The sequence below is a fragment of the Streptomyces sp. 891-h genome (assembly GCF_022760275.1).
GTDB classification, from domain to species: domain Bacteria; phylum Actinomycetota; class Actinomycetes; order Streptomycetales; family Streptomycetaceae; genus Streptomyces; species Streptomyces spirodelae.
The window spans coordinates 5,698,810-5,717,446 of record NZ_CP050693.1; the positions used below are offsets into that span (position 1 = coordinate 5,698,810).

The 18,637-nt window shown below is 71.3% G+C and carries 16 protein-coding genes; 10 read left to right on the forward strand and 6 right to left on the reverse strand.

The window, feature by feature from the left end; translation table 11 throughout:
* The first annotated feature begins 14 nt into the window (after window positions 1-14).
* From pgeF to HC362_RS24995, 5 genes are all read left to right on the forward strand, one after another.
* Window positions 15-746 (forward strand): peptidoglycan editing factor PgeF, encoded by a 732-nt coding sequence (gene pgeF / locus HC362_RS24975; protein ID WP_243086395.1) that lies wholly within the window; start codon window positions 15-17, stop codon window positions 744-746.
* A gap of 3 nt (window positions 747-749) precedes the next feature.
* Window positions 750-1,547, forward strand: coding sequence for a YggS family pyridoxal phosphate-dependent enzyme (locus HC362_RS24980; protein ID WP_243086396.1), 798 nt, complete (start codon window positions 750-752; stop codon window positions 1,545-1,547).
* Window positions 1,548-1,689: 142 nt separating this feature from the next.
* A complete protein-coding gene (sepF, locus tag HC362_RS24985; protein WP_209264876.1) occupies window positions 1,690-2,328 on the forward strand; it encodes a cell division protein SepF in 639 nt (212 codons plus the stop codon).
* A gap of 64 nt (window positions 2,329-2,392) precedes the next feature.
* The gene (locus HC362_RS24990) at window positions 2,393-2,677 is read left to right on the forward strand and encodes a YggT family protein (protein WP_173869241.1); all 285 of its coding nucleotides are present in this window, start codon (window positions 2,393-2,395) and stop codon (window positions 2,675-2,677) included.
* 52 nt (window positions 2,678-2,729) lie between these two features.
* Window positions 2,730-3,905 (forward strand): DivIVA domain-containing protein, encoded by a 1,176-nt coding sequence (locus HC362_RS24995; RefSeq protein ID WP_243086397.1) that lies wholly within the window; start codon window positions 2,730-2,732, stop codon window positions 3,903-3,905.
* Between the two features lie 162 nt (window positions 3,906-4,067).
* Here HC362_RS24995 and ileS read toward each other — a convergent pair whose 3' ends face one another.
* The gene (gene ileS / locus HC362_RS25000; RefSeq protein ID WP_243086398.1) at window positions 4,068-7,205 is read right to left on the reverse strand and encodes an isoleucine--tRNA ligase; all 3,138 of its coding nucleotides are present in this window, start codon (window positions 7,203-7,205) and stop codon (window positions 4,068-4,070) included.
* Between the two features lie 481 nt (window positions 7,206-7,686).
* On the opposite strand from ileS, the gene HC362_RS25005 reads away from it, so the two are divergent.
* Both HC362_RS25005 and lspA read left to right on the forward strand, forming a co-directional pair.
* Window positions 7,687-8,517 (forward strand): TraR/DksA C4-type zinc finger protein, encoded by an 831-nt coding sequence (locus HC362_RS25005; protein WP_243086399.1) that lies wholly within the window; start codon window positions 7,687-7,689, stop codon window positions 8,515-8,517.
* 62 nt (window positions 8,518-8,579) lie between these two features.
* The gene (lspA, locus tag HC362_RS25010) at window positions 8,580-9,230 is read left to right on the forward strand and encodes a signal peptidase II (protein WP_243088806.1); all 651 of its coding nucleotides are present in this window, start codon (window positions 8,580-8,582) and stop codon (window positions 9,228-9,230) included.
* A 28-nt stretch (window positions 9,231-9,258) separates the two neighbouring features.
* Here lspA and HC362_RS25015 read toward each other — a convergent pair whose 3' ends face one another.
* A complete protein-coding gene (locus HC362_RS25015; RefSeq protein WP_243086400.1) occupies window positions 9,259-10,521 on the reverse strand; it encodes a peptidase M6 in 1,263 nt (420 codons plus the stop codon).
* Between the two features lie 170 nt (window positions 10,522-10,691).
* On the opposite strand from HC362_RS25015, the gene HC362_RS25020 reads away from it, so the two are divergent.
* Entirely contained in the window at window positions 10,692-11,633 is a 942-nt protein-coding gene (locus HC362_RS25020; protein WP_209264881.1) for an RluA family pseudouridine synthase, read from the forward strand.
* Between the two features lie 3 nt (window positions 11,634-11,636).
* Window positions 11,637-13,241, forward strand: a complete 1,605-nt coding sequence (locus tag HC362_RS25025; protein WP_243086401.1) for a Na+/H+ antiporter — start codon at window positions 11,637-11,639, stop codon at window positions 13,239-13,241.
* A gap of 26 nt (window positions 13,242-13,267) precedes the next feature.
* Here HC362_RS25025 and HC362_RS25030 read toward each other — a convergent pair whose 3' ends face one another.
* Window positions 13,268-14,305, reverse strand: a complete 1,038-nt coding sequence (locus HC362_RS25030) for a mechanosensitive ion channel family protein (RefSeq protein ID WP_243086402.1) — start codon at window positions 14,303-14,305, stop codon at window positions 13,268-13,270.
* 178 nt (window positions 14,306-14,483) lie between these two features.
* Between HC362_RS25030 and HC362_RS25035 the strand changes: the two genes are divergently transcribed.
* Complete coding sequence (locus tag HC362_RS25035; protein WP_243086403.1) at window positions 14,484-15,071, forward strand: dienelactone hydrolase family protein; 588 nt, start codon at window positions 14,484-14,486, stop codon at window positions 15,069-15,071.
* Window positions 15,072-15,128: 57 nt separating this feature from the next.
* Here the strand turns inward: HC362_RS25035 and HC362_RS25040 are convergent, their stop codons facing one another.
* From HC362_RS25040 to HC362_RS25050, 3 genes are all read right to left on the reverse strand, one after another.
* Window positions 15,129-16,739, reverse strand: a complete 1,611-nt coding sequence (locus tag HC362_RS25040) for an alkaline phosphatase D family protein (RefSeq protein WP_243088807.1) — start codon at window positions 16,737-16,739, stop codon at window positions 15,129-15,131.
* A 313-nt stretch (window positions 16,740-17,052) separates the two neighbouring features.
* Complete coding sequence (locus HC362_RS25045; RefSeq protein ID WP_243086404.1) at window positions 17,053-17,814, reverse strand: thioredoxin domain-containing protein; 762 nt, start codon at window positions 17,812-17,814, stop codon at window positions 17,053-17,055.
* Between the two features lie 46 nt (window positions 17,815-17,860).
* Window positions 17,861-18,559: a hypothetical protein gene (locus HC362_RS25050; protein ID WP_243086405.1), complete on the reverse strand. Its 699-nt coding sequence runs from the start codon at window positions 18,557-18,559 to the stop codon at window positions 17,861-17,863.
* Window positions 18,560-18,637 lie beyond the last annotated feature (78 nt).

Below are 18,637 nucleotides of genomic sequence, written 5' to 3' on the forward strand. Positions count from 1 at the left end.
GATAGCTGCCTGAAGTGATAGCTGGACAAGAGACGGTCAGCGGCGCGCACTTCGCCTTCACCGACAGGTGGGGCGGGGTGAGCGCCGCTCCGTATGAGGAGCTCAATCTCGGCGGCGCGGTCGGTGACGACCCGGAGGCGGTACGCGCCAACCGGGAGCGGGCCGCGCGTGCGCTCGGGCTGTCGCCCGACGAGGTGGTCTGGATGCATCAGGTGCACGGGCGCGACGTCGCCGTCGTGGACCGCCCGTTCGGCGCGGAGGCGCCTCCCGTCGACGGGGTGGTGACGGCGCGCAGGGGGCTCGCGCTCGCGGTGCTCACCGCCGACTGCACTCCGGTGCTGCTGGCCGACCCGGTCGCGGGGGTCGCGGGCGCGGCGCACGCGGGGCGGCCCGGTGTGCTGGCCGGAGTGGTGGGTGCGACGGTCGCGAAGATGGCCGCGCTCGGCGCGGAGCCGGAGCGGATCATCGCCCGCACAGGGCCCGCCGTCTGCGGTGCCTGCTACGAGGTGCCCGAGCAGATGCGGGCCGAGGTCGCGGCCGCGGTCCCCGAGGCGTACGCCACCACCCGGCAGGGGACGCCGGCCGTCGACATGGCCGCCGGGGTGCGGGCCCAGCTCGCCCGCGCGGGGGTCACACAGTGCGACCAGTCTCCCGTGTGCACGCTGGAGTCCGACGATCATTTCTCCTACCGCCGGGACAAGACGACGGGGAGGCTTGCGAGTTATGTCTGGATCGAGGCGAGCTGAGAAATGACGGAAGAGATGTCCTCCGAGCCCTCCGAGTCCCGCTCTGCGGCTTCTGGGCGCTCCGCGGCCTCTCAGGACGCCCAGGAGGCGCGCAGGGCGGAGCTGGCCGCGAATCTCGCCCGGGTGGAGGAGCGCATCGCGGGCGCTTGTTTCGCGGCGGGGCGTAAGCGCGAGGACGTCACTCTCATCGTGGTGACCAAGACCCATCCCGCCGACGATGTGCGGCTGCTGGCCGGGCTCGGGGTGCGGGACGTGGCCGAGAACCGCGACCAGGAGGCCGCACCCAAGGCGGCTGCCTGTGCCGATGCCGGGCTCACCTGGCATTTCGTCGGCCAGCTGCAGACCAACAAGGCGCGGTCGGTTGCCGGTTATGCCGACCGTGTCCACTCCGTGGACCGCGCCCGGCTGGTGACCGCGCTCTCGAACGCCGCTGTGCGGGCTGAACGGGAGATCGGATGTCTGATCCAGGTCGCCCTTGATGCCGAGTCAGGCTCGGTCGGCGAGCGGGGCGGTGTGGCACCCGACGGTGTGATGGATCTCGCTCAGGCGGTGGCCGACGCCCAAGGGCTCCGGCTCGACGGAGTGATGACCGTCGCACCGCTGACCGGGCCGCTGGCCGGCCGTCCGCGGGCGGCCTTCGACCGGCTGTCGGAAATCTCAACCGCCCTGCGAGGGGCCCATCCTGCTGCCACGATGGTGTCGGCGGGAATGAGTTCGGATCTCGAAGAGGCGGTGCTTGCCGGTGCGACACATGTGCGCGTCGGCAGTGCGGTACTCGGAGACCGACCCCGGCTCCGGTAACGTCGCGAAGCGGAGTTGGGCCACAGCAGAATATATGGTCATTTCCGCCGGAAAAGGCCGGTCGGAGAGGCTGCGTGGATCATCCCAGGGCCACCGGTGACGGGGGCGGAGTCGATCCACCACAGAGCGGAGGACGCAGAGAATGGCCGGCGCGATGCGCAAGATGGCGGTCTACCTCGGCCTCGTGGAGGACGATGGGTACGACGGCCGGGGATTCGACCCCGACGACGAGTTCGAGCCCGAGCCCGAGCCCGAACGCGACCGTCGGCGGTACGAGTCGGAACAATCACACCATTCCCTCCAAAAGACCGAACCCGAGGAGCCGGTGAGGGTGGCTCACCCTCCGGCGCAGCGGGAGCGGGAGCCGGAGACACCCCCGGTGGTTGCGGCTGAAAGCGGACGAGCCGGGAGAATTGCTCCGGTGTCATCCATCACACCTGAACGCCAGAATGTCGAGAAGAGTGCCCCGGTGATCATGCCCAAGGTCGTGTCCGAACGTGAGCCGTACCGGATCACCACGTTGCACCCCCGGACCTACAACGAGGCCCGTACCATCGGGGAACACTTCCGTGAGGGCACTCCGGTGATCATGAATCTGACGGAGATGGACGATACCGACGCGAAGCGACTTGTCGACTTTGCGGCTGGTCTGGTCTTCGGTCTGCACGGCAGTATCGAGCGAGTGACGCAGAAGGTGTTCCTGCTGTCTCCTGCTAACGTCGATGTCACGGCGGAGGACAAGGCCCGCATCGCAGAGGGCGGGTTCTTCAACCAGAGCTGAGACGGCAGGACCAGGAACAGGCCGCCAAGGCGGCACGAGAGCCCCAGGGGAGAGGGACGCGCAGATGAGAACCGCACTGGACGTGGTCCAAATCGCGCTGTACTGCTTCCTGCTCGTGCTGATCTTCCGGCTGGTGATGGACTACGTCTTCCAGTTCGCCCGCTCATGGCAACCCGGCAAGGCGATGGTGGTCGTTCTGGAGGCCGCCTACACTGTCACCGATCCGCCACTCAAGCTTTTGCGGCGGTTCATCCCACCGCTGCGCTTCGGGGGCGTGGCGCTCGACCTGTCCTTCTTCGTACTCATGATCATCGTCTACATCCTGATCAACGTCGTGGCCAGGCTGTGAACGATCGGAATGGTCTTGCCGATATGCCGACGACTTACGTTGAGGTGAAGAGATGCCCCTGACCCCCGAGGACGTGCGGAACAAGCAGTTCACGACCGTCCGTCTGCGTGAAGGCTATGACGAGGACGAGGTCGATGCCTTCCTCGATGAGGTCGAAGCCGAGCTGACCCGGCTGCTGCGGGAGAACGAGGACCTGCGCGCCAAGCTGGCCGCCGCCACGCGCGCGGCAGCGCAGAACCAGCAACAGCAACAGGGCGGTATGCGAAAGCCTCCTGAACCTCAGGACAGGCAGCAGCAGCAAGGACAGGGGCCCGTCCCCGCCGCCATATCCGGACCGCAGCCCGTCCCGCCCCAACAGCAGGGCATGGGCGGCCCGCCGCAGCTTCCCGGCGGACAGGCACAGCTCCCCGCGGGCCCCGGCGGCCCCGGTGGACACGGCGGTCCCGGTGGCCCGGGTCCGCAGGGCGGTCCGATGGGTCCAGGTGGCCCCGGCCCGCAGCAGGGCGGCCCCATGGGTCCCGGTGGCCCGCAGGGCGGCCCGCAGATGCCCGGTGGCGGCGGCCAGAACAACGACAGCGCGGCCCGCGTGCTGTCGCTGGCCCAGCAGACCGCGGACCAGGCGATCGCGGAGGCCCGTTCCGAGGCCAACAAGATCGTCGGTGAGGCACGCAGCCGCGCCGAGGGCCTGGAGCGGGACGCCCGCGCCAAGGCCGACGCGCTGGAGCGTGACGCGCAGGAGAAGCACCGGGTCGCGATGGGCTCGCTGGAGTCGGCCCGCGCCACCCTGGAGCGCAAGGTCGAGGACCTGCGCGGCTTCGAACGCGAGTACCGCACGCGGCTGAAGTCGTACCTGGAGAGCCAGCTGCGGCAGCTGGAGAACCAGGCCGACGACTCGCTGGCCCCGCCGCGGACACCGGCGACCGCTTCGCTGCCCGCGCCCTCGCCGTCGATGGCGTCGGCCGGAGCCGGTGCCCCCGCGGGCGCCGGCGGCGGCGGAGGTCACCAGTCGATGGGCGGCAACGGCCACTCGATGGGCGGCCACGGTGGCGGCCCCGGCGGTGGTCCGCACACCCAGGGCGGTGCCGGCCAGTCCTATGGCGGACAGCAGCAGATGTCGCCCGCCATGACGCAGCCGATGGCGCCGGTGCGCCCGCAGGGCGGCCCCCAGGCCGCGCAGCAGGCGCCCTCGCCGATGCGGGGCTTCCTCATCGACGAGGACGAGAGCTGACGCCGAGCAGTTCGCGTAGCAGGGCCGGGCCCCCGAGAGCACTTCCGCTCTCGGGGGCCCGGCCCTTTCGCCACTCTCCGAGCCGGCCCGCACCCGCGGGACCGGCCCGCCGCCCTTGAGAGGCCCCACTGGCCGGTGGGACCCCTCGCGGGCGGTGTTCCTCTAGCTGGCGGGAGTCTTACGCAGCCGGAACGTCAGGCTCAGCGCCTCGTCCTCGAAAGTGGGCCCGGCGATGTCGGTCGGGTCGCCCTGTGCGAACTCCTCGGCCAGGACCTCTTCCGCGATGAGGAAGGTGTGCTCCGCCAGAGCGCGGGAGACCTCCTCGTCGCCGGACTGCCAGCGCAGCTCGATCCGGTCGGCGACATCGAGACCGGAGTTCTTGCGGGCCTCCTGGATGAGCCGGATGGCGTCGCGGGCCAGCCCGGTGCGGCGCAGCTCGGGGGAGATCTCCAGATCGAGCGCCACGGTGGCGCCGGAGTCGGAGGCCACCGACCAGCCCTCGCGGGGCGTCTCGGTGATGATGACCTCCTCGGGGCTGAGCGCGACCGTCTCGCCGTTCACCTGCACGGTGGCGGTGCCCTCGCGCAGGGCCACCGAGAGGGCCGCCGCTTCCGCCTCGGCGATGGCCTTGGCGACGGTCTGGGTCTCCTTGCCGAACCTGCGTCCCAGCGCCCGGAAGTTCGCCTTGGCCGTGGTGTCCACCAGCGAGCCGCCGACATCCGAGAGGGAGGCGAGCTGCTCGACGTTCAGCTCCTCGGTGATCTGGGTGCGCATCTCGGGGGAGAGGGTCTCGAAGCCCTGCGCCGCGATCAGCGCCCGGGACAGCGGCTGCCGCGTCTTGACGCCGGACTCGGCGCGCGAGGCGCGGCCCAGCTCCACCAGCCTGCGGACCAGCAGCATGTCCTGGGACAGCTCGGGGTCGATACGGCTCAGGTCGGCCTGCGGCCAGGAGGCCAGGTGGACCGAGTCGGGGGCGCCGGGGGTGACCGGGACGACCAGGTCCTGCCAGACGCGCTCGGTCACGAACGGGGTGATCGGCGCCATCAGCCTGGTGACCGTCTCGATCACGTCGTGCAGCGTGCGCAGCGCAGCGGCGTCGCCCTGCCAGAAGCGGCGGCGGGAGCGGCGCACGTACCAGTTGGACAGGTCGTCCACGAAGGTGGACAGCAGCTTGCCTGCGCGCTGGGTGTCGTAGCTGTCCATGGCGATGGTGACCTGGTCGACCAGGGCGTGCAGCTCGCTCAGCAGCCAGCGGTCCAGCAGCGGGCGCAGATGCGGCTCCGGATCGGCCTCGGAGGGCGCCCAGCCGGTCGTACGGGCGTAGAGGGCCTGGAAGGCGACGGTGTTCCAGTAGGTCAGCAGCGTCTTGCGGACGACTTCCTGGATGGTGCCGTGGCCGACCCGGCGCGCGGCCCAGGGGGAGCCGCCCGCGGCCATGAACCAGCGCACCGCGTCGGCGCCGTGCTGGTCCATCAGCGGGATGGGCTCCAGGGTGTTGCCCAGGTGCTTGGACATCTTGCGGCCGTCCTCGGCGAGGATGTGGCCGAGGCAGACGACGTTCTCGTAGGACGACTTGTCGAAGACGAGGGTGCCGACGGCCATCAGCGTGTAGAACCAGCCGCGGGTCTGGTCGATGGCCTCCGAGATGAACTGCGCCGGGTAGCGCTTCTCGAACAGCTCCTTGTTCTTGTACGGGTAGCCCCACTGCGCGAAGGGCATGGAGCCCGAGTCGTACCAGGCGTCGATGACCTCCGGGACCCGGGTGGCCTCGAGGGTGCAGCCCTCGGTGGGGCAGCCGAAGGTGACCGCGTCCACGTAGGGGCGGTGCGGGTCGAGCCCCGACTGGTCGCTGCCGGACAGTTCGGTCAGCTCGGCCAGCGAGCCGACGCAGGTGAGGTGGCCCTCCTCGCAGCGCCAGATGGGCAGCGGGGTGCCCCAGTAGCGGTTGCGGGAGAGCGCCCAGTCGATGTTGTTGTCGAGCCAGTCGCCGAAGCGGCCGTGCTTGACCGACTCGGGGAACCAGTTGGTCGCCTCGTTCTCCCGCAGCAGCGCTTCCTTGACCTGGGTCGTGCGGATGTACCAGGACGGCTGCGGGTAGTAGATGAGGGCCGTATGGCACCGCCAGCAGTGGGGGTAGCTGTGCTCGTAGGCCACGTGCCGGAACAGGATGCCGCGGGCCTCCATGTCCGCGACCAGGGCCTCGTCGGCCTTCTTGAAGAACTGGCCGCCGACCAGGTCCAGCTCGGGCTCGAACGTGCCGTCGGCGCGTACGGGCACCACCGGGGAGATCCCGTTGGCGCGGGCCACCCGGAAGTCGTCCTCACCGAAGGGCGCCAGGTGCACCATGCCGGTGCCGTCCTCGGTGGTGACATAGGTGTCGTTGACGACGAAGTGCGCATCCGGGATGTCGACCAGCTCGAACGGGCGCCGGTAGCGCCAGCCGTTCATCTCGCGGCCCGTGTAGCGCTCGCCGGTGATGTGCCAGCCCTCGCCGAGCGCGGACTCCAGCAGCGGCTCCGCGACGACTACCTTCTCGTTGCCATCGGAGGCCACGACGTAGGTGACGTCCGGGTGTGCTGCCACGGCCAGGTTGGAGACCAGCGTCCACGGGGTCGTCGTCCACACCAGCAGCGATGCCTCGTCGGCCAGCGGGCCGGAGGTCAGCGGCATCCGGACGGTGACCGAGGGGTCGACCACCGTCTCGTACCCCTGCGCCAGCTCGTGGTCGGACAGGCCGGTGCCGCAGCGGGGGCACCAGGGGGCGACGCGGTGGTCCTGGACCAGCAGCCCCTTGTCGAAGATCTGCTTGAGCGACCACCAGACCGACTCGATGTACTCGGGGTTCATCGTGCGGTACGCCTCGTCCAGGTCGACCCAGTAGCCCATCCGGGTCGTCAGCTCGGCGAAGGCGTCCGTGTGGCGGGTGACCGACTCGCGGCACTTGGCGTTGAACTCGGCGATGCCGTAGTCCTCGATGTCCTGCTTGCCGCTGAAGCCCAGCTCCGTCTCGACGGCCAGCTCGACCGGCAGGCCGTGGCAGTCCCAGCCGGCCTTGCGGGCCACGTGGTAGCCGCGCATGGTGCGGAAGCGGGGGAAGACGTCCTTGAAGACGCGGGCCTCGATGTGGTGCGCGCCGGGCATGCCGTTCGCGGTGGGCGGGCCCTCGTAGAAGACCCACTCGGGGCGGCCCTCGGACATCTCGAGGCTGCGGGCGAAGACCTTGTTCTCGCGCCAGAAGTCGAGCACGGCGCGCTCCAGCGCCGGCAGGTCGACCTGGGCGGGCACCTGGTTGTATTGCATCGGCGGGTCTACTTCCTCCGGCGGACATCGGGAAGACGCCGCGCGTCTTCACTTCCGTCGGAGGGACGAGCTCGCCTGCCTGGCCGGCGGCGGACCCGCGGTACCACCCTCCTTGACGGCGGGCCGTGCCCACCGCCCCCTCATTGGGACAGCGCTGCCGGTTCTACTGGCTCGGAGGGGGCGCCCCCCTCCGGGTTTTCTTCCGGCGGCTCCGGGGTGATCTTCACGCCGCGCTCGCCTCCGGGCTCCCACCGTCCCCGGATCGCTCTGGGCCGCTCACGGACGCTACTCGTCCCCATCAACGCCTCTCGCCGCCCCCAGTGTACGGGGATTCACGCGCGGGTACGGAGCGGTTTTCGAGCGCCCGGGCGGGGCACAAAGGTTGCAGACCGGCGTGGCCCGTTGCCGTGTGCTTGAAGTCGATTTATCGTTCCGGTCACGTTTCGCGAGCAAGATCACAAAATGTGAAGGGGCCGCGGTCATGGTGGCGGAGGAGAGCGCCGCGAAGAAGACGGCAGCATCGAAGAAGGCCACAGCCGCCGGGGAGCGGGCCGCGGCAGCGAAGAAGGTTCCCGGCAAGGCGGCCGCGGCGAAGAAGCCGGCCGCAAAGAAGGTACCGGCGAAGAAGGCATCTGCGAAGAAGGCGGGGGCGAAGAAGACACCGGCGAAGAAGGCTCCGGCGAAGAAAGCCGCGGCGAAGAGGACCGCGGGGGAACAGGCGGCGGCCGGCACGGCCGCGGCGGAAGTGACGGCGGCCGAAGCGGCAGCGGACCGCCCGGAGGGCGCCGCACAGGCGCCGGCCGGGCAGGCCGCGCAGACGACGACGGGAGCAGGGACGGTGGCTGCGAAGAAGACTCCGGCGATGACGGAGGCCGAGGCGGTGCCCTTGGCGCGGAACGGGGAGGGCGCGGCGGCCCCCGGCGAACTGCCGGTACGCCCCGACGAGGACCCCTGGACCCCGGAAGAGGTGGAGGAGGCGCGCTCGGGCCTGCGGGACGAGGCCGAGCGGCTGCGCCAGGAGATCATCTCGGCGGACGAGGCGCTCACCGGGCTGATGCGGGACTCGGGCGACGGCGCCGGTGACGACGACGCCGACACCGGGACCAAGAACATCACCCGCGAGCACGAGATGGCGCTGGCCGCCAACGCGCGCGAGATGCTCTACCAGAGCGAGCGGGCGCTGGAACGGCTGGACGCGGGCACCTACGGGCTGTGCGAGAACTGCGGCAAGCCCATCGGCAAGGCCAGGATGCAGGCGTTTCCGCGGGCCACGCTGTGTGTGGAGTGCAAGCAGAAGCAGGAGCGCCGCTGACAGCCGGACAACGCCGTGGACGCCGCCGTCCGCGTGTGTCGTACCCTCAAGGCGTGACTGAGGTGGAGCGGCCTGTCGAGGGCCCCGACGACAGCGCGGCCGGTGGCGGCGACGAGGAGCGCACGGAAGGGGAGCGCGCCGGGGAAGAGCGCCCCGAGGCCGAGGACGCCGGAACGGAGCGCCTCGAGGCGGACCAGACCGACGACGAGCCGGCCGCTCCCCGGCGTGGCAGGCGCCGGATCACCGTGCTGATCGCCGTGGCCGCGCTCGCCTTCGTGCTGGACCTGGTCAGCAAGCTGGCGGTGGTCGCGAAGCTGGAGAACCACGCGCCGGTCGAGCTGCTCGGCACCTGGCTCCAGCTGAACGTCATCCGCAACCCCGGCGCCGCCTTCGGCCTGGGGGAGGCGCTGACTCTCCTGCTGACCGCCATCGCCGTCGCCGTTGTGGTGGTGATCGCACGGATCGCCCGGAAGCTGTACAGCACCCCGTGGGCCATCGCGCTCGGCCTGCTGCTGGGCGGCGCCTGCGGCAACCTGACCGACCGGATCTTCCGCGCGCCAGGCGTCTTCCAGGGTGCCGTCGTGGACTTCATCGCGCCCAAGCACTTCGCCGTCTTCAACCTCGCCGACTCGGCGATCGTGTGCGGCGGCATCCTGATCGTGCTGCTCTCCTTCCGCGGTCTGGACCCGGACGGGACCGTGCACCGGGACTGAGCCGCCGCCGTCGCGGGTGCCGGAGCGCTCAGTCGCCCTCGCGGGGCACATGGACGCGTATGCCGTAGCCGCCTTCGTCGCCGGCGTCGGTGACGGTGATCCGTATCCCGCCGGGGAAGGTGTGGCTCTCGCCGGGCCGGAAGGGGGCGTCCGACATCTCGGCGAGCTCTGTGGGCAGCCGGTCGGCGCAGGCCGCGCCGCCGTGGCTGCGGGGCCGCGAGTCGACGACGCGGACCGGGCCCTGCCCGGTCGGCCTGCGCGAGTCGACGGTGTAGAGGAGCACCCCCTCCGCACAGATGTCCCGGTCCAGCCCGGAGCGGGCGCGTGCCTCGGCGACGATGGCGCTGTGCCGCCCGGTCCGCACGACGGCCAGGCCCGCGTCGCTGGAGCTGACCGGGGCCAGCTCGTGCTCGGTGGTGCCGGGGGAGGTGACACAGCCGACCCGGGAGCCCCGCAGCCAGCCGAACTTCCATTTGTGCCAGCCCAGCAGGTCCGAGATGCCGGCCATGCTCATGGTGTCCCAGCCGCCCACGTACTCGACGGAGGCGTCCTCCGAGACGTTGTAGAGGTCGGGCAGGCCGTAGAGGTGGTGGGCCTCATGGACGAAGTTGCCGCGCTGCCACAGCGCCGAGTCGGACGCGCGGCCGAAGACGAGGGCCGCCCCGCGCACCTGGGTCCCGGCCGCTTCGAGCCCGGCGAAGGTGTGCGCCTGGGAGACGGTCGGCGGGGCCGGTAGGTTGCTGTCGGCGACGACGAAGACGAGGTCGGCCCCGTGCACGTCGGTGCCCTGGCGGGCTGCGGCCTCCAGCGCGTCCTGGACGTAGCGGCGCATCACGCCGGTCGGGATGCCGCGGGTGATCCCGTAGGAGGACCACGGCCGCGGCATACGTATCCAGTCGGAGCTGGGCTCGGCCTCCAGTTGGTACTTCCCGAACGAGGCCCGGTCCCAGAAGCGGTCGCCGTAGCGGGAGAAGAAGCGGGCGCGCTCGCGGGCCGGGGTGACCGCGGGGTGGTCGCTGAAGTCGACCATCAGCATCAGCGCCCGCTTGTGCCCGCGGGGGCGTACGAAGGCGGAACCGAGCGGGCCCTCGTCGGTGCCGCTGCCGGACGCTATGGCGCACGGGCCCGTCATCCCCTCGGCCGTCACGCCCTGGACCGGGGCGACGGTGAGACAGGCGGTGGCCAGCGCCGTGGCCGCCGCCAGCGCGCGGCGGTGTGCGGGGCTGCGGCGTATGCCGGGCTCCGCGCCGGCGTCCGGCGCGGAGTGCTTCGGTGTCCTGCGCGGCGTCATCGGCTGTTCCCTCCGGGGGTGCTCGCCGGTGTCCCGAGGCTCATGTCACACCGTCGGGCCGGTGAGGTGCCGCCGCACCCCCGGCTGCGCCGCGCGGGTGAGGGGCCCGGCCCAGACCGGATGTCCGGCGGCCCGCAAGGCGGATGGCGGCGTCCGGCATACTCGATCAGGTGAGCACGCTTCCTGAGACCCGCACCCTGCCCGTACCCGACGGCCTCGAAGGCGAGCGCGTCGATGCCGCACTCGCCCGGATGTTCGGCTTCTCGCGGACCAAGGCGGCGGAGCTGGCCGCAGGCGGGAAGGTGCTGCTGGACGGCGCGCCGGCGGGCAAGTCCGACCGGGTGCAGGGCGGGGCCTGGATCGAGGTCGAGATGCCCCAGCAGGCGCAGCCGGTGCGGATCGTCGCCGAGCCCGTCGAGGGCATGGAGATCGTCCATGACGACGACGACATCGTGGTGATCGTCAAGCCGGTGGGCGTCGCGGCGCACCCCAGTCCCGGCTGGAGCGGCCCCACCGTCATCGGCGGACTGGCGGCCGCCGGGTACACCATCGCCACCTCCGGCGCCGCCGAGCGGCAGGGCATCGTGCACCGGCTGGATGTGGGCACCTCGGGGCTGATGGTCGTGGCCAAGTCCGAGCGGGCCTACACGCTGCTCAAGCGGCAGTTCAAGGAGCGCACCGTCGACAAGCGCTACCACGCGCTGGTCCAGGGCCACCCCGACCCGCTCAGCGGCACCATCGACGCGCCCATCGGCCGCCACCCGCAGCACGACTACAAGTGGGCCGTCACCTCCGACGGCAAGCCCTCGGTGACCCACTACGACCTGATCGAGGCGTTCCGCGCCGCCAGCCTGCTCGACATCAAGCTGGAGACGGGCCGCACCCACCAGATCCGGGTGCACATGGCCGCCCACCGGCACCCCTGTGTCGGCGACCTCACCTACGGCGCCGACCCGACGCTGGCCAAGCGGCTGCGGCTGGAGCGCCAGTGGCTGCACGCCGTACGGCTCGGCTTCGAACACCCGGGCGACGGGAGCTGGGTCGAGTACGCCAGCGCCTACCCGGCAGACCTGCAGGCCGCGCTGGACAAGGTGCGCGCCGAGAGCTCCTGATCCATGGATCAGCTCGCCCTCTTCTTCGCTCTGCTGCTCGCCGCCGTCCTCATGGTCCCGCTCGGGGACAAGCTCGGGGTGCCCTCACCCGTCCTGATGACGATCTTCGGCGGAGTGCTGGCGCTGATCCCGTCCATCCCGAACGTCTCACTGCCGCCCGAGTTCATCCTGCCGCTGGTGCTGCCACCGCTGATCTACGCCGCTGCCCAGCGCACCTCCTGGCGGCAGTTCGCGGCGAACAAGCGGCCGATCTTCCTGATGGCGGTCGCGCTGGTCTTCGCCACCACCGCGGCGGTCGCCACCGTGGCCAACGCGCTGGTGCCCGGGCTCGGCGTCGCCGGGGCCGTGGCGCTGGGCGCGCTGGTCGCCCCGCCGGACCCGGTCGCCGCCACAGCGGTGGCCGGAAACCTCGGACTGCCGCGCCGGCTGGTCTCCGCACTGGAGGGCGAGGGCCTCTTCAACGATGTGACGGCGATCACCCTCTACCACGTGGCCATCGCCGCCGCCGTGACGGGCTCCTTCTCGCTGCCCGTCGCGGCCGGCGAACTGGTGCTCTCCGGTGTGGTGGCCGTCGCGGTGGGGCTCGCGCTCGGCTGGCTCACCGGGCAGCTGATGGGCTACCTCGGGGACGCCACACTGCAGACCGGGCTGACCCTGCTGGTGCCGTTCGCCTCCTATGTGCTCGCCGAGGAGCTGATGGGCTCCGGCGTGCTGGCCGTGCTCACGACGGCGCTCTACCTCGCCTCCGGGCACGCCGTGGACGCGGACGACGTCCAGGGCAGGCTGGCCGGGCAGACGTTCTGGCAGATCGTGGACACGCTGGTGACCGGCATCGCCTTCGGGCTGATCGGGCTGGAGCTGCACACCGTCTTCGGCACCGTCCAGGAGGACTGGCGGCAGCTGCTGCCCGCGGCCCTCGCCGTCGTCGGAGTCGTGGTCGTCCTGCGGCTGCTGTGGCTGCTGCCCTCCGCGTGGCTGGCGCAGCGGCTGCACCAGCGCAAGGACCTGGACGAGGACATCCCCCGCAACTGGCGCGAGACCGTCGTGATCTGGTGGGCGGGGATGCGCGGGGTGGCCTCGGTCGCGCTGGCACTGGCCGTTCCGCTGTCCGTCGAGCCGGAGGCCGGGGGCGGCGCCTTCCCCGGACGGGAGGCGATCATCTTCATCGCCTTCGCGGTGGTCATCGTCACCCTGGTCTTCCAGGGCCTGACCCTGCCCCGGCTGGTGGGGCGGCTGAACGTCCAGTCCGACAGCGCCGCCGAGCGCGAGCTGGAGCGGCAGCTGGCGCTGCGGGTCGCCAAGGCGGCACGCAAGCGGCTCAAGGAGATCGAAGAGGTCGAGGAACTGCCCGAGGAGGTCTCCGAGGCGCTGCTGCGGCGGGCCTGGGACGTGGGCGCGCGGATCTCGCCCGAGATCGTCGGGGAGGAGCGCAGGTCCGCGCACAGCAAGCGGGTGGCCCGGGCCCAGAAGCTGCGGCGGCTCCAGGGCGAACTGCTGTCCGCCGCGCGGCACGAGGTGATCGCGGCGCGCGGCGAGGCCGGTGTGGACCCGGAGGTCGTCGACCGGGTGCTGCACCAGCTGGACGTGCGCAGCTTCCGGGGGCTGTGAGGAGGCGGCGCCCTCTTGCCGGAAGCTCAGATCAGCTTGTCCTGCTGGATGTGGCGAATGCCCGGCAGCGCCTCGGGGTGGTAGGTCTTCAGCCAGGTGATCAGCTGTTCGCGGAGCGAACACCGCAGTGTCCACAGGTCGCCGGAGGTGCGTGCCGTCACGGCGACCCGCACCTGGATGGTGGTGGGAGTGGTGTCGGTGACCAACAGGTTCCAGCTCCGCCCGTCCCACTCGTCGCTGTCCCGCACCAGCTCCTCCGTCTTGGCGCGCAGCTCCTCGAGGGGGGTGGAGTGGTCCAGGTGGAGGTAGACGGTGCCGGTCATCTGCGGGCCGCCGCGCGACCAGTTCTCGAACGGCTTGTTGGTGAAGTAGGAGACCGGCATCGTGATCCGGCGCTCGTCCCAGGTGAGGATCACCAGATAGGAGACGGTGATCTCCTCCACGGTGCCCAGCTCGCCCTCCACCACGACCTCGTCGCCGATCCGCACCATGTCGCCGAAGGCGATCGACAGCCCGGCGAACAGGTTGCCCAGCGTCGACTGGGCGGCGATACCGGCGACGATCCCCAGCACACCGGCCGAGGCCAGCATCGAGGTGCCGAACGTCTTCATGCCGGGGAACTGGAGCAGCACCGCCGCCACCGCGATCACCGTCACCACCGCGGTGATCAGCCGCCGGATCAGGGTGAGCTGGGTGCGCACCCGGCGGCCGCGCGCCGGGTCGTGGGTGGCGCCCGCGTACCGGGTGGCGATCGTCTCGGTTATCGCGGCCACGATCCGCAGGATCAGCCAGGCCGAGGCCGCGATCAGCACGATGGTCAGCCAGAGATCGACGGCGCCTCTGTGGTCCTTGGCCAGCTGGGTGCTGTCGAAGAAGGCGCTGACCAGCGCGACGAAGAGGACTGCCTGGAACGGGAAGCGCCCGCTGCGCAGCAGCCCCCACATCGGCGTCTCCGGGTGGCGGACGTCGAGGCGCACCATCAGCCGGTCGACGGCCCAGGCGAGGACGTACGAGAGCACGATCGCGCCACCGAAGACGATGACGGGCCGGAGCACGTTCTCCATGGTCGCCTTATCTCCTAGCTCTGCCGGGCAGGGACACCGGTCCCGGCACCGGTCGGTGGACCGGCGCGGGCGGCCGTGCGGCGGCGCCCGAGGACCACGGACGACCGTACCTGGCACCATGTGGAGTACCCGGCTCCAGGGCTCCCAGCAGGGGCTCTTTGTGAAGGAAGTGACACCTGTGGCACCCGTATCGATCGTTCTCCTGCACTCCGTGTGCGGCCTCACCGCCGATGTGCGCGCCGCGGCGGACCGGCTCAGCGCCGCCGGGCACGAGGTGATCACCCCGGACCTCTTCGAGGGGAAGACCGCACCCTCGCTGGAGGAGGGGATGCGGATGCGCGAGCAGGAGGGCAGCCCCGACCGCGACGAGCTGCTGCGGCGGGCCGTGACCGCGACGGCGCCCCACTCCGAGAAGGGCCTGGTCTACGCGGGCTTCTCGATCGGCGGCTCCATCGCCCAGACCCTCGCACTGGCCGACGAGAAGGCGCGCGGGCTGCTGCTGTTCTCCGGAACGTCGGACATCCCTCAGGACGCCGCCGTCGACGAGCTCCCCGTGCAGCTGCACGTCGCCGACCCCGACGCCTTCGAGCCGCACGACTGGCTGACCGCCTGGTACCTGCGGATGCAGCGGGCCGGCGCCGACGTGGAGGTGCACCGCTACCCGGGGGTGGGCCACCTGTACACCCACGCGGAGCTGGACGACTACGACAAGGACGCGGCCGAGCGCACCTGGCGGACGGCGCTGGGGTTCCTGGAGACGCTGTAGGAGCGGCCCCGGGGGAGCCGGAGCTGCCCCAGCGCCCGGCCCGCCGTGCGGTCCGGCTCAGCGGATGGGCTGGTACGTCCGCTCGACCCGCTGTGAGCCGGAGAGGGTGCGATAGGAGCGGCGCAGGGTGGCGGTGGCGTCCGGGTCGGTCTTGTCGGAGAGGATGAAGTAATCCATCTGCGCCCGCGCCGAGGTCACCTCCAGCACCCCGAAGCCGTGCGAGTCCATGTCCACCCAGCGCACATGGCGGTTGGCGGCGCGTACGGCCGCCTCGGCGATGCCCGAGAGGGTGTCGGGTGCGACATGCAGGGTGTCGTCGAGGTTGTCGGAGGTCACCGAGGTGATGACGAACTCGGTGGCGACCGGCGGCTCTTCGGGGTAGTCGGCCGCGCGCAGCGGCACCTCGTTGGCCCAGTTCATATGGATGTCGCCGGTCAGGAAGACGGTGTCGGTGACCCGGCTGTCGCGCAGGTGGGCGAGGAGTTCGTGGCGGTCGTCCGTATAGCCGTCCCACTGGTCGGTGTTGACGGCCAGCCCCTCCCTGGGCACGCCCAGGCACTCGGCCAGCGGACCGAGGAACTTGGCGGGAACGGAGCCGAAGGCCACCTGGGAGATCATCACCGGGTTGCCGACCAGCTTCCAGCGGGCCGTCGAGCGGGCCAGGCCCTGCTTGAGCCAGTCCAGCTGCCGGCGGCCGGTCAGCGTACGGTCCGGGTCGTCGATGTCCTTGCCGTCGCCCACCTGGGCCTGGGCGTCCCGGAAGGAGCGCAGGTCCAGCAGGTGCAGCTCGGCCAGATTCCCGAAGCGCAGCTTCCGGAAGGTGCTGCCCGCGGTCGAGGGCCGCACCGGAAGCCACTCGAAGTACGCCTGCTTCGCCGCGGCCATCCGACGCGCCCAGTCGCCCTCGGCCGCCGGATCGTGGTTGGCGGCCCCGCCCGACCAGGCGTTGTCGGCGAACTCGTGGTCGTCCCAGATGGCGATGAGCGGGTGCGCCGCGTGCATGGCCTGCAAGTCCGGGTCGGACTTGTAGTGGCCGTGCCGGATGCGGTAGTCGGCCGAGGAGACGATCTCGTGGGTGGGCTGCACGGTCCGTACGACGGCGTCCCCCGTGGGGTACTCGCCGTGCCCGTACTCGTAGAGGTAGTCGCCCAGGTGCAGCACCGCGTCCAGGTCCTCACGGGCCGCCAGGTGCCGGTAGGAGGCGAAGTAGCCGCCCTCGTAGTTGGCGCAGGAGACCACCCCGAGGCGCAGGGCGGCCACATTCGCGCCCTCGGCGGGCGCGGTGCGGGTGCGCCCGGTGGGGGAGTGCGTCTTCCCCGCCGTGAAGCGGAAGAAGTACGTGGTGGCCGGGCGCAGTCCGCGCACATCGGCCTTGACGGTGTGGTCGGAGGCGGCCTCGGCCCGTACTGTGCCGTGGGCCACCGGCCTGGTGAAGGCGCGGTCCTCGGCCACCTCCCAGCCCACCTCGACGGGTGCTCCCTTGCCGGAGCCGGGGCCGGCGCCGGGCTCGGGGGTGACCCTGGTCCACAGCAGCACCCCGTCCGGGAGCGGGTCGCCGGAGGCGACACCGTGCTCGAACGAGGGCCCGGCCTCGGCAGCCCGCGCGCTGGGCAGGGCGCCCGCCAGGGGCAGCAGCGCGGCACCACCGGCTGCTCCGGCGGCGACCACGGTCCGGCGTCGGGGAGCGGGGGCCCGGCCCGCGGGCAGGACCTGGCGGATTCTTTCGGAGTCGGTTCCCGAGGAGTCAGTAGAAGTCACGAGCGGTCATGTTACGCAGCAGTAGCCAGCAGCGGCAGACCGCGTGAGCCCCAACAGGGCCCGAACCGGGGCGTGGAGGCGACCGTCGGCCGGGCGCACATCGGCCGTACACACATCGGCCGTACACACATCGGCCGTACACACATCGGCCGGGCGCACACGAACGAGGGGCAGACCGCGCGGACGCGGTCTGCCCCTCGGCGCGCACGGCAGTGCGCCGGGCCTACTTCTTCTCGTCCTTGCCGGACTTCAGGTCGACGCCCATGTCCTTGAGCTTGGCGGGCACGTCCTGCGGCTGCACCTGCTCACCGTCGATCTTGATGGTGGGAGTGGACTGGATCTCGGCGCCGTTGAAGCTGGCGATCATGTCCTTGGCCCACTTGTTGTACTTCTTGCCCTTGACGGCCTTCTCGAACGCCTTGTTGTCCTTCAGCTCCGGCACCGTGTCCGACACCTTGAGGAGGTAGTTGTTGTCGGCGAACTTGTCCTCCCGCTCGTCGGGGTGCCACTTGGCCGAGTACAGCTTCGCCTTGTAGTCCACGAACGCCTTGGTGCTCACGGCCTTGGCGGCGCCCAGCGCACGCGCCGCGTTCTTGGAGCCGGAGCCGCCCATGTTGCCGTCGATGATGGCGCCGAGGTGGATGCGCAGCTTGTACTTGCCGTCGTCGGCGCCCTTCTGCAGCTGCTCGCCGACCGCCTGCTCGAAGCTGGCGCAGGCCGGGCAGCGCAGGTCCTCGTAGACGTCGATGGTCTTCTCGGCCTTGGCACCCGCGGTGGTGACGGCCATGTCGTCGCCGCTGGAGTCCTGGCTGTTCAGCTTGGCGATGAAGATGCCGATACCGGCCACCACGCCCAGCACCGCGACCACCGAGAGCGCGACCAGCAGCTGCCGCCGCGTCCGCTCCTTCTTGGCCTGCTTCTCCCGCTCGATACGCAGCCGCTCGCGGGCCGCGCGCTTGGCTTCCTGGCTGTTGCGCTTGCTCATGTCTGTTTCTGTCTCCGATGTTCCGTACGCGAAAGGAAAACCCTGCTCAGACCGCCGGCCTGGCGGCGGCGAGCGCGGGTGGCCCGCGACGGTGCACGGAGTGGGTCAGCAGGGGCAGCGCGGGTGGCCGCGCGGGGCTCGGGGCGCGCCGCCGTGAGGTCGGGCCGGTGCCCGTACCGCTGCCGCGGAAGGTACGGCAGACGGCCACAGCGGCCCGCAGCGGACGGAAGGCGGAGGTGGCCGCGGCGCGCAGCAGCCGGGCCAGAGCCGCCTCACCGCGGCGCAGCCACAGCGCGGCCAGCAGGCCGGCGCCGATGTGCGCCGCCAGCAGCAGCCACGGCAGCGCAGGGCCCGGTACCCCGTGGAAGCCCAACGGGTACGCGCCGGCCCCGTCGCCCCGCGCGGCCATCCGCGCCAGCGGCGTACCGACGCTCCCGCCGCCGCACAGCAGATCGACACCGGCCCAGCGCAGCGGCCCGGTCACCGGCCCGCCCGCCTGTCCGTAGCAGGCGTGGCGGCCGGTGGTGAAGACGGTGTCGGCCGCCAGTTCCAGCGGTATCAGCAGCGCCGCGATCCGGGCGAAGCTCCGCTCCCGCCCGGCCAGCGCGAACGCCAGGGCGAAGATCCCCGCCGAGACGACGAGGAAGGGGCGCAGCGGAACGGGGGAGCCGGACAGCAGCACGTGGGCGCCCGAGGACAGCGTGAGGCAGAGCGCGGTGAAGAGCCCCGCGCGTGCTGTCCTCATACCTGCTGCCGTCACGATGTCCGAGTGTGCCATGGGAGCGGGTAAGCAGTCCCTAAGAGCCTCGGAATCAACGGCCCC

Bases quoted from the DNA above. Each gene is read 5' to 3' on its own strand.
- ileS (WP_243086398.1), bottom strand. From the start codon at position 7,205: ATGCAATACAACCAGGTGCCCGCCCAGGTCGACCTGCCGGCGCTGGAG.
- HC362_RS24990 (WP_173869241.1), top strand. From the start codon at position 2,393: ATGAGAACCGCACTGGACGTGGTCCAAATCGCGCTGTACTGCTTCCTG.
- sepF (WP_209264876.1), top strand. From the start codon at position 1,690: ATGGCCGGCGCGATGCGCAAGATGGCGGTCTACCTCGGCCTCGTGGAG.
- HC362_RS25045 (WP_243086404.1), bottom strand. From the start codon at position 17,814: ATGAGCAAGCGCAACAGCCAGGAAGCCAAGCGCGCGGCCCGCGAGCGG.
- HC362_RS24995 (WP_243086397.1), top strand. From the start codon at position 2,730: ATGCCCCTGACCCCCGAGGACGTGCGGAACAAGCAGTTCACGACCGTC.
- HC362_RS24980 (WP_243086396.1), top strand. From the start codon at position 750: ATGACGGAAGAGATGTCCTCCGAGCCCTCCGAGTCCCGCTCTGCGGCT.
- HC362_RS25050 (WP_243086405.1), bottom strand. From the start codon at position 18,559: ATGAGGACAGCACGCGCGGGGCTCTTCACCGCGCTCTGCCTCACGCTG.
- HC362_RS25005 (WP_243086399.1), top strand. From the start codon at position 7,687: ATGGTGGCGGAGGAGAGCGCCGCGAAGAAGACGGCAGCATCGAAGAAG.
- HC362_RS25030 (WP_243086402.1), bottom strand. From the start codon at position 14,305: ATGGAGAACGTGCTCCGGCCCGTCATCGTCTTCGGTGGCGCGATCGTG.
- HC362_RS25015 (WP_243086400.1), bottom strand. From the start codon at position 10,521: ATGACGCCGCGCAGGACACCGAAGCACTCCGCGCCGGACGCCGGCGCG.
- HC362_RS25025 (WP_243086401.1), top strand. From the start codon at position 11,637: ATGGATCAGCTCGCCCTCTTCTTCGCTCTGCTGCTCGCCGCCGTCCTC.